The organism is Arthrobacter sp. Y3221159 (assembly GCF_059089885.1).
The window spans coordinates 88,074-100,925 of record NZ_JBNHFC010000009.1; the positions used below are offsets into that span (position 1 = coordinate 88,074).

Annotated in this window: 11 protein-coding genes; 6 read left to right on the forward strand and 5 right to left on the reverse strand. The window is 62.6% G+C overall.

The window, feature by feature from the left end; translation table 11 throughout:
- Nucleotides 1–335: 335 nt before the first annotated feature.
- The gene (locus tag AC5RT3_RS11035) at nucleotides 336–689 is read right to left on the reverse strand and encodes a helix-turn-helix domain-containing protein (RefSeq protein WP_494124173.1); all 354 of its coding nucleotides are present in this window, start codon (nucleotides 687–689) and stop codon (nucleotides 336–338) included.
- Entirely contained in the window at nucleotides 682–1,806 is a 1,125-nt protein-coding gene (locus tag AC5RT3_RS11040) for a tyrosine-type recombinase/integrase (RefSeq protein ID WP_494124174.1), read from the reverse strand. Before AC5RT3_RS11040 ends, AC5RT3_RS11035 begins: the two co-directional genes overlap by 8 nt.
- 439 nt (nucleotides 1,807–2,245) lie before the next feature.
- On the opposite strand from AC5RT3_RS11040, the gene AC5RT3_RS11045 reads away from it, so the two are divergent.
- Nucleotides 2,246–3,145, forward strand: coding sequence for a LysR family transcriptional regulator (locus tag AC5RT3_RS11045; RefSeq protein WP_494124175.1), 900 nt, complete (start codon nucleotides 2,246–2,248; stop codon nucleotides 3,143–3,145).
- 61 nt (nucleotides 3,146–3,206) lie between these two features.
- Here AC5RT3_RS11045 and AC5RT3_RS11050 read toward each other — a convergent pair whose 3' ends face one another.
- Nucleotides 3,207–4,784 (reverse strand): BCCT family transporter, encoded by a 1,578-nt coding sequence (locus AC5RT3_RS11050; protein ID WP_494124176.1) that lies wholly within the window; start codon nucleotides 4,782–4,784, stop codon nucleotides 3,207–3,209.
- Nucleotides 4,785–5,080: 296 nt separating this feature from the next.
- Nucleotides 5,081–5,968 carry a LysR substrate-binding domain-containing protein gene (locus AC5RT3_RS11055; protein WP_494124177.1) on the reverse strand — a complete coding sequence of 296 codons (888 nt, stop codon included), beginning with the start codon at nucleotides 5,966–5,968 and terminating at the stop codon, nucleotides 5,081–5,083.
- 127 nt (nucleotides 5,969–6,095) lie between these two features.
- Between AC5RT3_RS11055 and AC5RT3_RS11060 the strand changes: the two genes are divergently transcribed.
- Genes AC5RT3_RS11060 through AC5RT3_RS11080 form a run of 5 tightly spaced genes read left to right on the forward strand, consistent with a single transcriptional unit; the run spans nucleotide 6,096 to nucleotide 11,364 of the window.
- Entirely contained in the window at nucleotides 6,096–7,547 is a 1,452-nt protein-coding gene (locus AC5RT3_RS11060) for an aldehyde dehydrogenase family protein (protein WP_494124178.1), read from the forward strand.
- Nucleotides 7,548–7,549: 2 nt separating this feature from the next.
- Nucleotides 7,550–9,268, forward strand: coding sequence for a hypothetical protein (locus tag AC5RT3_RS11065; RefSeq protein ID WP_494124179.1), 1,719 nt, complete (start codon nucleotides 7,550–7,552; stop codon nucleotides 9,266–9,268).
- Nucleotides 9,265–10,257 (forward strand): membrane dipeptidase, encoded by a 993-nt coding sequence (locus AC5RT3_RS11070; RefSeq protein ID WP_494124180.1) that lies wholly within the window; start codon nucleotides 9,265–9,267, stop codon nucleotides 10,255–10,257. The genes AC5RT3_RS11065 and AC5RT3_RS11070 overlap by 4 nt, the downstream gene beginning before the upstream one ends.
- Nucleotides 10,250–10,990: a hypothetical protein gene (locus AC5RT3_RS11075; RefSeq protein ID WP_494124181.1), complete on the forward strand. Its 741-nt coding sequence runs from the start codon at nucleotides 10,250–10,252 to the stop codon at nucleotides 10,988–10,990. The genes AC5RT3_RS11070 and AC5RT3_RS11075 overlap by 8 nt, the downstream gene beginning before the upstream one ends.
- Nucleotides 10,987–11,364: a RidA family protein gene (locus AC5RT3_RS11080; protein ID WP_494124182.1), complete on the forward strand. Its 378-nt coding sequence runs from the start codon at nucleotides 10,987–10,989 to the stop codon at nucleotides 11,362–11,364. The genes AC5RT3_RS11075 and AC5RT3_RS11080 overlap by 4 nt, the downstream gene beginning before the upstream one ends.
- Nucleotides 11,365–12,141: 777 nt before the next feature.
- On the opposite strand, the gene AC5RT3_RS11085 is transcribed toward AC5RT3_RS11080, so the two are convergent.
- On the reverse strand, nucleotides 12,142–12,708 hold the full coding sequence (locus tag AC5RT3_RS11085; protein ID WP_494124183.1) for a recombinase family protein: 567 nt from the start codon (nucleotides 12,706–12,708) through the stop codon (nucleotides 12,142–12,144).
- Nucleotides 12,709–12,852 lie beyond the last annotated feature (144 nt).

Here is a 12,852-nt window from a genome sequence, read left to right on the forward strand (position 1 = left end):
CTCCCGTTGAGGGGTTTGTGAGCACCTCATCGACAACTGTTGTGAGCACGCATTTCCAGCAGCGTCCGCCGCTGTGGAGCTCGTCTTCTGCTCCGCAGGCCTCGCAGTCGACGTTGAGCCGAACTCCCGAGCACTGGCGGCAGGCAGGCTGCTCATCAATAAGGCCTGGCAGGACGCCCTCATGCCCGCAAACGCAGGTGCCTTTCGTGCGTTTTGCCTGTTGGTAGCAGTAGCCGCAGATTGCACCGTCGGGCCACCTCGCAACGGTTTTGTGGTGCTGGCGGCAGCGGGCGCAGGGGACTGGCCAGCGGGCGGGGTCCTCTGGCTTGCGTGGCCTAGTCACCGTTCTCGGGACTGACGAGTCGGATACGTTTAGCGATCGGGTTGCCGGGCTGAATTCCGAGGTCTTCGCTGCGTTGGGGTGCGTTGGCTGTGGCCGCGGCGCGCATCTCCACGAACGGTTCGAACAGGTCGTTCGGGGTGCAGTCCAGGATATCGCAGAGAGCTGCAAAGGTCCTGGCCGGGATGCGTTCCGGCGCTGTGGTGACTAGCCGGTAAACCTGGCTTTCAGAGAGGTTGATGCCGCGGGATCGCAGTAGGGGCATCAGTTCGGTGGTCTTCCAGAGGTTGCGTTTAGCCATCAGGGCCCTCAGGTTCCAGCGGTATCCGATCCGGCGCTGTTCAGGCATCTGGGTCCTCCAAGTTGGTGATGCGGCGTGCGATCATCTGCTGCACGGTTTTCTGCTTGAAGTCCGACGATACCGATGTATATAGGCCGGTGGTTGAAGCGTACGAGTGGCCAACCTGGGTCTGTACGAACGCCGCATCATAGCCAGCCTCGATCAGATGGGTCACGTAGGAGTGCCTGAGGCAATGCAGCCCCAATTCTTTTGGCAATCCAACGGCGTCCCGCGCGGCCGCAAAGGCATCCCCGAAGGAACCGAGCGACATCCGCGCGCCACGCTCGCTGGGCCAAAGAGCCGAGGACCTGTCAGCGGTGGGGAACCGCTCCCGCATCCCGTTGGACGTCCAAGTCCTTAGCTGGTCCACGACCCAGTCGAACTCCGGGACGGTCAGGACGGTCCGCCGTCTGGGCCCGGATCCTGCTGTGCCCTTGGCGAAACGGACCTGCAGGGCGCCGAAGCGTCCATAGTCGCTGATATGAGGGTTGGGGCCGAAGTCCTCCAGGTCCAGCATGGTCATTTCGCGTCGGCGGAGACCGTAGGCATAGCAAACCTTGAAAGCCACCGAGTCACGGAACAGGGGCAGCCACCGCTTGCTGCCGGCCGCGTATTCCCGGTCGATGAGATCGTCGAGGTAATCGAAGAGCCGTTGCAGTTCTGCCTTGGTGAATGACCGCCGCTGCGCCGGAACCGCGTCGTCGGTCGTATGCCTGGGCATGTTCCACTCGAAGCAGATCTGGCTTGGTATATTGCCAAAACTGCGTTCGCAAAACTCGCCCCAACCATAACCGGGATGTGTCAGGTAGGCGCAGAACATCGCCACGGCGTTGCTGTACGAACGCAGCGTTTTCAGACTGATCGGCTTCTCACCGGAACGCAGCTCAGCCAGGAAATCCTCAATGTCCGCCGGACGCCATTGCCACGGAAACTCACCGGTGAACTTTTGAAACCGTTCCAGCAGCTGGCAGCGCTGTTTGATGGTTTCCGTCGTGAGGCCGCGTGCGAGCATCTGTGCGCGCCAGCCATCCAGCATCGCCGCGAAAGCCCGTTCGTCGGCCCGGAACAGCCCGATATCCGGATCAACCAGCATCCGCGGGACGAAACCCGGGACGGAACCACTCACCGCCACCCCTAAACCGTGGAAACATGCATTAGATGCAGGAAACATATAGCTTCAGCGGTCAGCGCGCCAAATCGGGCCGGCTTTAATGTGAGTTGGCTTCGAAGCAAAAGCGGCTTCTGACCTGCGGAAACGTTGAATACGTCAAGAGGCGGGAGTTCTCGCAACTACTTCTACTCCCGTTATTTAAACGCCGATAACGGATATTCCGTCAAGCTGGCAGCGGTGTCAGGTTTGGGTGGGTGTGAACCCGACACAATCGCGCCGCGGGCGCCGATGGCGGTTCACCACGCCGCGTCGCCCTCACGGACTAGGACTGCAACTTCAAGGTTGGCTAGGCTCTGCACAGAGGGTACGACGTCACTCTTCTACCAGCTCTGGGGCGGATCGCTTACTTCAGCTGAATATTTGTTGCCCGCTGAATGATAAGTCATGACAATGAATGGTGATGGAACTTAGACAGCTTCGGCACTTTGTTGCACTGGCGGAGGAGTTGCACTTCAACCGTGCTGCCAGGCGCCTGCAGGTCGCCCAGCCGGCCTTGAGCCAGCAGATCCAGCGGCTTGAGCATGAGTTGAAGACGCAGTTGTTTGTGCGGACGACTCGTTCTGTTGAGCTCACTGACACCGGCCGGGTGTTGCTCGAAGAGGCGCGGCGGGTGATCGCTGATGCCGAGCGTGCTGTGGCAGCGGTCGAGCATGCAGCCAGCGGCCGAACAGGAGTGTTGGAGGTCGGCTTCGTCGGGTCTGCAGCCCTGCAAATAGTGCCCCGTCTCGTCCTAGAGATGCAGGTCCAGTGGCCTGGTTTGCGCCTGCAACTGCAGGAGAGCACAACGGAGCTGCAGATCGAGGCCATTCTTGAGGGGCGGCTTGACGTAGGGATCGTGCGGGAGGTTGGCAGGGTCGAAGGTCTGCACGTTCAGGAACTCGGTCACGAGGCATTGGTCGTGGCGGTGCCGGCCAATCACCGTCTGGCGAGGCATGTCAACGTGCAACTGGCCGAGCTGCACGGCGAGGACTTCGTTGTCTTCCCGCGCCGCCAGGTTTCGCGCTTGTACGACCGGATCGCGGCCCTGTGCCATCAAGCCGGGGTGCGTTTCGTTGTAGCCCAGGAGGCCGTGCAGTTTCCGACAATTCTGGGGCTTGTTGCCGCTCAAACCGGCATCGCGATCGTGCCGGCTTCTTTGTGCTCACTCCATATCCCCGGACTCGCCTATATCGCCCTGACGGATCCCGAAGCGTTTTCAACAGTCTCGATGATCTGTGCCGGCAGCCGCCGCGACACGCCTCTGGTTTCACAGTGCCTGGACACGGCTAAACGTCTGGGCGTCACCGGTCCCTGACGGCAGGGTACGGCGACGCCCGGACGTCGACGGTACGTCCTTCCAGGTTTTCCCTGTGCTCTTAGTGGACGGCCACAGGGGCCGATGTACGCGGGCGCACGATGCCCTGGTCAAGTGCCATCCGGCGGACGAAGATGGGGGCGGCCCACACGGAGGGGAGCATCACGAAGGCGACCGGGACCGCGGTAATGACGATGAATGACTGCAGTGCTGATATTCCGCCATCGCCGATGGAGATCAGCACTGCCGCGGCCGCACCCATGATCAGCGCCCAAAGGGCCCTGAGCCTGGATGAAGGTTCACCTTCTGTTGTGCATGACTGGGCGATGCTGTAGGACATGGAGTCTGCCGTTGTCGCGACGAACATGATGGTCAGAAGCAGGAAGGCGGTGCCGATGAGCCCGGGCAGTGGAAGTTGTGCAGAAATGGACATGACTGCAGCCGGAAGGCCGGTGTCGGTAAGCGGTCCTGAGATTGATCCGGGGGATTTCTGTTCCAGCATGATGCCGGTTCCGCCCAGCACTGTGAACCAGAAGCAGGTCACGACCGGCGGCAGGACTGCGGTGCTGACGATGAGGTCGCGCACTGTGCGGCCGCGTGAGATGCGGGCTACGAAAATTGCCATCAGCGGCCCGTAGCCGAGGAACCAGCCGAAGAAGAAGATTGTCCAGCCTGACAGCCAGCCCGCATCGCCTTGGTACAGCGACATGCCAAAGAAGTTCTGTACGTAGGTGCTGAATCCACCAATGAACGCGTTGAAAACGTAGCCCGCCGAACCCAGCACGAGTACTGCCGCCATCAGGCCCAGGGCCAGCCAGACATTGGCCCGGCTCAGTAGTTGAATACCTCGGTTGACGCCGGACATGACGGAGAGAACGGCGACGGCGGTCAGGACGGCGATCACGGTGAGCTGCATGGGGTAGTTATTTGGCAAGCCAAAAAGGGTGGACAGACCGTAGGAAACCTGCAGACCGAGAAATCCGATCGGGCCGACCGTTCCGGCAACTACTGCGATGATGCAAACGATGTCGGCGGCGGCGCCGATGCGGCTGGTGGCCGCACGTTTACCCATGATGGGATAAAGCAAGGTACGCGGTCGCAGCGGCATGCCCTGTTCTGCGGCATACAACATTACGATTGCGCCCAGTGAACCGAGGATCGCCCAGGCCAGGAAGCCCCAGTGCACGAAGCTTTGCGCCAGGGCAGCATCTGCGGCAGCTTTGGAACCGGGAGCAGTGTCGGCGAAAAACGGCGGTGTGTTGATGAAGTGGTACATCGGTTCCGCGGCTGCCCAGAAAACGCCGCCGCCGGCTAGCAGGGTGCACATGATCATGGCGATCCACTTAAACCGTCCGAACTCCGGCGTGGAGGTTCCACCGAGGCGGGCGCGGGCGTACGGCGTCAAAGCGAGCAGGATCGCGATACAGAACGTGGCAAGCAGTAGAACCTGCCAGAACGTCCCGAACCAGGCCGCCGACGTGCTGAAGCCGATATTCACCCAATCAGTGACTTCCGCAGGGAAAAGCAGCGTCCCGAGAACGAATACCAGGAGCACGCCGAGACTCACGCCCGCAACGCTGCGGTCGATGAATTGGCCGGAAACGGTCGGTTTTTCGGCGTGCAGAGTCTTCTTGCACATAAGTGCCTCTTTCCTTGGGCTGAGGTGCCGAGAATCAAACGGTGTGTGTCTATGCCGCCGGACAGGGAGGGGAGTGACGGCGTTCACATCGTGTTGATTGACGTTAGGCTCAAGCAAGGGGAGAAGTCCAAGTCTTATTAAGCCGTCATTGATGCATCATGAGTATTTATCGGGTGCTGGCTTCCACTCTTCGAATCACCGGCGGAGCCAGGCGCGGGACATGCGAATGGTCAGCGGGAGCCAGGGGAAGGGTCCTGTCTTTGGGTCCGGCTGCGTGACCCGAACCGGTGGGAGTTCTATCGTCTTATTGTTTCGATGGCCGCTTGTCTGATTTTGACGATCAGGGCCGAGTCCGCCAGATCCGAGCGATAGATGAGACTCAGTTGGGAGACGGCGGCCTCGTCGGTCAGGTTGATGTACGTGACTCCGGGGATGGCGAAGGTGCGCAGGCATTCGGGCACGATTGCGACCCCGACACGGGCCGCGACGAGTGCCAGGATCGTTGGAAACTGAACGGCTTCCTGGGCTATGTCGAGGGTGACGCCTGCGCTGTGCAGGAGGGCGGAGACGTGGTCAAAAAGGCGGGAGACCTGATGGCGGGGGAAGGTGACAAACTTTTCGCCCTGCAGGGCGCTCAAGGGTATGGCCTGATGCCGGGCAAGGGCGTGGTCCGAGGACACCGCAGCTATCAGGCGTTCGTCGGTAAGAAGCGTGCGTTGGATTCCTTCCGCCGCGCCGGTCTCCCTCACGATGCCTACATCCAGTGCAGCATCCTGGATCAAGGCTATTTGCGCATCGGTTGTTTCCTCCTGAAGGGCCAGATCGATTTCCGGCCAGCGTGATTTGACGTGGGGTACCAGCAACGGAATGGCCGAGATGGCGGCAGAGGCCACGAATCCAAGCCGGACGCGTCCGGCCTCCCCGTTTTGGGCATGTTGCAGGGCGAGTGACATTGCGTCGTACTGGGACAGCACCTTCCGGGCATAGGTCAGCAGGACCCTGCCTTCGGTGGTCAGTTGGACGCTGCGGGAATTGCGCTCGAACAGCTGGACTTTCCACTCCTGTTCGAGTTTGCGGATCTGCTGGCTCAGCGGTGGCTGGGCCATGTGCAGCCGCTGGGCTGCGCGGTTGAAATGCAGCTCCTCCGCTACTACGACAAAGAGTTCCAGGCGCCGAAGGTTCATAAGAACAAGACTAAACACATATTGATGAGCGTCAAATAGATACTTCAGTGAATGGACTTCGGGGGCTACCGTTGATCGTGAGGACCATCACAGATCCGCAAACACTAAGAGGTTGAGAATGCCCGTCATGACCAAGCCCGCCAGCAGCTTCATCAACGGACGTTGGGTTGAAGGCGCCGGGGACACAACGTCCCGTTTCAACCCCTCGGCACCGGACGAAGCAGTCACTACCTATCATCAGGCCGGTTCCGAGGAGCTGACCCTGGCGATTCAGGCTGCCACTGATGCAGCCCCGGAATGGGACAGGCTGGGGATTCTGGCCCGCGGCCGGATCCTGTCCAATGCCGCAGCACTGATCCGGGAACGGGCCGACCAGATAGCCCGCGTCATGACGGCCGAACACGGCAAGACACTGGCTGAATCCAGAATGGAGGTCGACGCCTCCGCTGACACGTTCGACTATCACGCCGGTTCGGCCCGGAACCCCGTGGGCACCGAGTACCCTTCCAGCCACCCCGATGAGCGGATCCTCACCGTGCGGCGCCCGTTGGGCATCGTCGGTGTGATCACACCATGGAATTTCCCGCTGCAGATCCCCGCGTGGAAGATCGCGCCGGCACTGCTGCACGGCAACACGGTGGTCTGGAAGTCCGCAAGCCACACCCCCGGTGTATCGGTCCTGCTGATGGATATCCTGGCCACGGCCGGCGTTCCGGCCGGTGTCGCGAACCTACTCCTGGGCCCGGGCCCGCTGGGCTCCGAGCTGGTGTCCCATCCCTCCGTGGCGGGCGTGACCTTCACTGGATCGGTTCCGGTGGGCCACCACATCCGCGGGATTATCTGCGGACGCGGAGCGAAACTGCAGATGGAACTGGGCGGGCACAACGCCACCCTTGTCCTGCCTGATGCCGACGTCGAGCTGGCCGCATCCAGCGCCGTCAACGCCGCGATGGGCTCCACGGGCCAGAAGTGTACCGCGACCAGGCGGATCATCCTTGTCGGAGACGGGCACGAGGCGTTCCTGGAACGGGTCAGGGAGAAGGTCTCCGCTCTTGTCCTGGGCCCCGGCACTGACCCGTCGGTGCAGGTCGGCCCCGTAGTTTCCGCCACCGCCCGCGCTGAAATCACTGCCGCGATCGACACGGCGCTCACCGAAGGCGGGGAAATCCTTGCCCAGGCCCCTGCTCCCGCTGCGGAGGGGCACTACGTACGACCCACCGTGCTGACGGGGCCGGCGTCAATGACGATCTGCCGCGAAGAGGTCTTCGGCCCTGTGGTTACCGTCCTCCGCGTGGCGACCCTTGATGAAGCCATTGTGTTGGCGAACGACACCGACTTCGGCCTGACCGCCGCGGTGTTCACCAGCGATGAGCGCGCCGCCCGGCGCTGCGTGACCTATCTGGACGCCGGCCTCGTCAAGGTCAATGCCCCCTCGACCGGTTCCGAGATTCATGCTCCCTTCGGCGGGATGAAGGATTCCACTTTTGCCGGTCCCCGGGAACAGAACAGTGCCGTTGCCGCAACGTTTTTCACCCACGAGAAAACCGCTTACCTCCGCCTGGCGCCGGAAAAGGCATGATCATGACCCTTCAGGACGAACGAACCGCACACCAGCTCCGGTCCCGGGAGGAAGTGCTCTCCGGCGCCGACATGAACGGCGCCTGGGCCACCAGGCACAGCTTTGCCCGCACGATGCTCCGGCGCGCCGCAGCCCGTAGATGGACTGTGGCCAGGACCCGGCTGGATCTCGACGCCGAGGCCCGGGGCACGGCCGTCTACACCGTTGAGGCTGAAGGCCGGCAACTGCACTTCATCGCCTTCTGCCGCACCCTGGAGGAAAGCGAACGCACCGACCGGGTCATCGCTGATGCCTGGGACGTGACCGCGGCACTCATTGAAGGAGACCTCACTCCTGAACGTGAAGCTGAGCTGCGGCTTAATGTTCCCGTCCAGGAGCGGGGCCGCGTCGATCCGGACACCATCATCCTGACCCGGGCGAACCGCAGCGCCCGCTTCTTTGACTATGTCAGTGACTGTTTGGCCTCCGGGTCCCAGCCCGATGTCAATGCCATCGGCCCCAGCCCGTATCTGATCCGTAGCACCGCTTTCTACGGCAACGGGAAGTTCGGGCTCAAGGAATTCACGGACATCCCCGCCGACCACCCGCTGTCCGTGCCGTATCGGTCCCAGATGCTTGCCGCGTGGCTGCTGCGTGAACTGAGCATGGACATGGTTGAACACGTTGCCCGTGCCAAAGCAGCGGCGGCCGGCACCACCGCGGTCCCGCTGGATGGGCAGTGGAGCCGTTACCTTGGCCTGGGCAACGCCACCGGGCTGGGCATGGTCCCTTTCGTGATCAACCACCCGGACTACATGGACGCCTGGTGCCGGCTGCGGGAAATACCGCTCGCCTCCGGACTCCACCGGGACTATGCCCCAGAGCATCCGGACCTTGTCCGCGTCGCGGAGCTTCTTCTCAAGGCTGACCGCCACCTTGAAGAGAAACACGCCCTCCAGACGGCCCCGTTCCTGCCCACCGATGCGATCCGGCCCCAGCTCCAGCAACTCCTGCAGGAGCTGCAGACCCACAGGGCCTCCGCCGCCGAACCGGCACCGGTCCTGGCGCGCCTGCACGAGAAGGCCGCCAGCCTCAGCCCTGAGGCCAGGGGGATCCTTGCCTCGATCGTCATTGAACTCCGCGCCGACTTCGACGAGGACGCCGAGTCTCTGCTCAGAATTGATGGCGGTGTGCCGTTCGAGCCGGCCATGCGCTGCTGGGAACTGAAGCAGCTGCTGGAGAACAACTACGCCTGGTCCCGCGGCTACGACTTCACCGATCCGGAGAGGACACGCTATTACTGGTTCTCTTCCGCCGCCAACGAAGAACCCCGCCGCGCCCTACGCACGTCCCGGCCCGAAGGTGCCGCCGAGCACTGCACGGACATTGCCCGTCGCATTATTTCCCTCGCCGCGGACCTCGAAAAGTTCCCGGCGCACCGCAGCATCGCCGACTTCCTCCTGGCACACCCCGGTCACCGCTTCGCCGCGGCCCGGGTTCAGCAGACACGGCACTATCTGTACGGGGAGCTGCAGGACAACCTCATCGACGGTGAGTTCCTGCCCCTGAGCACCCAGCGCTTTCAGCTGGCCAGTTACGGGATGAACAACTTCAGCCCGCAGTCAACGGACTGGCTGCGCGTGACCTTGTTCAGCGGAGCCCCACGTGCAGTGGATATTAATCACGGGACGGACGAGGATGACTGGCTGTTCCCCACTGCACCGAAGGGGGCGGAACAATGAGCCTGCACGAGCAGCTGACGGTCGTGGACGGGCTGCAGATCAGTAACTGGAGCCGCCCGGTCCTGGAAGAATTGCGCACCGGCGGGGTCAGCGCCGTCAACGCGACCTGCGCCGTCTGGGAGAACGCCGCGGACACCCTCCGGTCCGTCGGTCAGTGGCTGGAACTCGTCAACCGCAACCCGGACCTGGTGTTCCTCGGCTCAAGCGGGGCAGACATCGAAACCGCGAAGCAGCAAAACAGGATCGCAGTGTTCCTGGGGTTCCAGAACGCCAGCCCCTTTGAAGATGACTACCGCTACGTTGAACTCTTCCATCGGCTCGGGGTGCGGATCGCCCAGCTGACCTACAACAACCAGAATCTGATCGGCAGCGGGTGTTTCGAAGCTGACGACGCCGGGCTGACCCGCTACGGACGGGTAATTGTGGAAGAGATGAACCGGGTCGGAATGCTCATCGATCTCTCCCATGTCGGATACCGGACCAGCCGCGACGCTATTGAAGCATCCTCCGTCCCGGTCTCCGTCACCCACTCCAACCCGCTCTGGTTCTTTGACACCCCGCGGAACAAACCCCACGGCCTCATCGAGGCTCTTGTCGACAGGGGCGGCGTCATCGGCTGCTGCCTCTACCCCACCGTCAGCGGCGGTGAACACGTCACCATCGAAAGCTTCTGCGCGATGGTTGCACGCATGGTGGAACAGTATGGGCCCGAAAGCGTCGGTATCGGCAGTGACTGCACCCGCGGCTGGGACCAGGAATTCGTCGGCTGGCTCCGCAACGGCCGCTGGCAACCGACCGACCCACAAAACACACCGACCTGGCCCCTGTGGCCGGACTGGTTCACAGGCCCCCTGGACTTTCCGCGCCTCACCGAAGGCCTCTCAGCAGCAGGCCTCACCGACCACACCATCACAGCCGTGATGGGCGGCAACTGGAACAGGCTGTTCACACAAGTCATGGACACAACAAAGGAACCCGCGCATGTCTGACACCATTACCGGCCCGGGCCCCGCCGGGCCACAGACGGGCCGCACCATCGCCGTCCAGCCCCGTGAAATCAAGGAAGCGGCCTTCCGGTCCCTCTGCGGGGCCGGCGCCGACCCCCTCGAAGCCCAGGAAGGAGCCCTCGCAGTCCTCCGCGCCGAAGCCGAAGCACATGCCGGCCTCCGCCTCCTCGAAGCGCTGCTGGACGCAGACTGGACAACACTTACCCGGCCGACAGCGGCCAAGGACATGTTCTGGGCGGGCGGCACCCTGCGCGAGCTTGACCCCGCCGGACAGCCTCCACTGCGAACAGCACTGCAACTCCTCGACCTCGCCACGGATGCACCGGCAGGCGGGATCTCCGCGGCCCGCGCATCGGGCACCGGCATTCCCGATCTTCTCTGGAATGACCTGCTGCTCAGGCGCACCGCGTCCCTCCAAAGCCGGATCATCATCGCCACGGCCAACCCCGACGCGACACGGAATGACGGACCCAGCACTGGCTGCCTCACGGTGCAGCACGGGGCGCTTTCGGCCATGCAGACCCTGGCGCCGGAGGCGATCACGGCCCTCATCCCAGAAACCGGTAAAGACAGCACCGTCGTCATTGCATTGCCCGAACCAGACCACGAAACACCGGAAACAACCTTCGTCCCACCCAAACCGCTGAAAATGCGTGAGAAAGAATGGCAAAGCATGTACCAAATGTCCCGGAAATACCTGGTGCCGGACGCATGAACGCGATCACCCGGACCCAGTTCACCGACGGTAAGCCGCGGCCCTACTCCGCCTCCGCCGCAATCGGCGGCATCATCTACCTATGCGGGCAAATACCGGCCCGCGAAGACGGCACCGTCCCAGCCGACATCGCAGAGCAGGTATTCCAGGCCTTCGACAACCTCGAAGCCGCCCTCAAAGAGGCCGGGTCCAGCCTGCCCCACCTTCTCAAACTCACCGTCTTCCTGGCCGACCTTGACGAATTCGACGACTACAACACCGCCTACCTCACCAGGCTCAGCGGCCACCCCCTGCCTCCCCGGACCACCGTGCAGGTCGCACGCTTCAGAGGCGAAAAGCGCATCGAAATAGACGCCATCGCAGCAACAGCGTGACCCACCGCAACCAACCCGTCCCGCAGCCCAAAACTCGAGCGTCATGTCGAACCATTTGCAGTTCGGTGGCGTCAAGCAGCCCGGTCTTGACCGCGAAAGCTGCCCGGAAGATACCGAGGCACCCGTACACCGGCATCAACGGTCCCTGCCTCCGCTGCAAACGCCCGGACGCTTCCCAGCCCCTTGACACCCGCCAACGTGGTACCCGAAACCACCAGGGCTTCCCGTTCTCGCAACGTGGGAGGCCCTGGTTTCACCGCCTTCGACCAATTGGCCAAGATGCAGCAATCAAGAACGCCAGAGTCCAGCAGTCTGGACGTGGGGTTTGTTGACACCGGCCTTAGTCCTTGAGCCTCAGAAAACGCCGAGATTCGTCATGGGACGGGAGTTCCTGCAGCTACTTCTACTCCCGTGCTAAAAAGCCGATAATTGTGATTCCGTCAACCGGCCTCGGTGGGGCAAGCGCGTGCTTGTCGTCACGCGGCCGGAACTGGTGGCGACTATGATCCGTCCATGGCTGGGGTCAATTCAGGTTATCGACGGCTTGAAATTGGCAGCCATTGGGGTAGCTCCCTGGCAGCAGTAGCGGTGGGTAACCTACGAGAACCATCCCCGGCTATGGACGGGCGGGCCGGACTTCTCGTTCGAACGCAGGTCAGTGCCGGTCGTTCCGAGGACCAACGCACAGCGACTCCGCGCGGCCGGCCACACCTACGAGGTAACCAAACTCGCCTGAACCCAGGTCCTGCACATCGACCGCGCAGGCAGGGGAGCGGCTCACTCCACCTTGGCCTGTCGCAGGTACTGGTAAACCGTCTCCCTGCTGATCCCATAGTCGCGGGCAAGGACGGCTTTCGGAACACCGTTGCCGACCCGCTGGACCAGTTCGGCGGCCCGTTCCGGCGTAAGGGTCTTTTTCCGCCCTTTGTAGGCGCCGCGCTGCTTGGCCAGGGCGATCCCTTCGCGCTGGCGTTCCCTGATGAGGGAGCGTTCGAATTCGGCGAACGCGCCCATGACGGAGAGCATGAGGTTGGCCATGGGGGAGTCCTCGCCGGTGAAGACTAGGCTCTCTTTGACGAACTCCACCCGCACGCCTTTGCGGGTGAGTCCCTGGACGAGGGCGCGTAAGTCATCGAGGTTGCGGGCCAGGCGGTCCATGCTGTGTACGACGACGGTGTCCCCGTCTCGCGCGAACCGCAGCAACTCTGTAAGCTCTGGCCTCGCGGTGTCCCTGCCCGAGGCCTTATCCGTGAAGACCCGGTCCAGAACCTGGCCTTCGAGCTGGCGCTTCTCGTTCTGGTCCAGCGTGCTCACGCGCACGTACCCGATCCGCTGTCCCGCCACCTGCGCCTCCAACCCTTATCCTGTCAGGTTGAGTTCTAGGTCCGTACCAGAAGAAAGTCAAGACATGCGGTCCTCTTTGCCAGGCTGGCATGAGCCCTAATTGGACGCACCCCAAGGCCATGAGCCAAGTTCTTCAGACTTCCC

Bases quoted from the DNA above. Each gene is read 5' to 3' on its own strand.
- AC5RT3_RS11035 (WP_494124173.1), bottom strand. From the start codon at position 689: ATGCCTGAACAGCGCCGGATCGGATACCGCTGGAACCTGAGGGCCCTG.
- AC5RT3_RS11045 (WP_494124175.1), top strand. From the start codon at position 2,246: ATGGTGATGGAACTTAGACAGCTTCGGCACTTTGTTGCACTGGCGGAG.
- AC5RT3_RS11050 (WP_494124176.1), bottom strand. From the start codon at position 4,784: ATGTGCAAGAAGACTCTGCACGCCGAAAAACCGACCGTTTCCGGCCAA.
- AC5RT3_RS11055 (WP_494124177.1), bottom strand. From the start codon at position 5,968: ATGAACCTTCGGCGCCTGGAACTCTTTGTCGTAGTAGCGGAGGAGCTG.
- AC5RT3_RS11060 (WP_494124178.1), top strand. From the start codon at position 6,096: ATGACCAAGCCCGCCAGCAGCTTCATCAACGGACGTTGGGTTGAAGGC.
- AC5RT3_RS11065 (WP_494124179.1), top strand. From the start codon at position 7,550: ATGACCCTTCAGGACGAACGAACCGCACACCAGCTCCGGTCCCGGGAG.
- AC5RT3_RS11070 (WP_494124180.1), top strand. From the start codon at position 9,265: ATGAGCCTGCACGAGCAGCTGACGGTCGTGGACGGGCTGCAGATCAGT.
- AC5RT3_RS11075 (WP_494124181.1), top strand. From the start codon at position 10,250: ATGTCTGACACCATTACCGGCCCGGGCCCCGCCGGGCCACAGACGGGC.
- AC5RT3_RS11080 (WP_494124182.1), top strand. From the start codon at position 10,987: ATGAACGCGATCACCCGGACCCAGTTCACCGACGGTAAGCCGCGGCCC.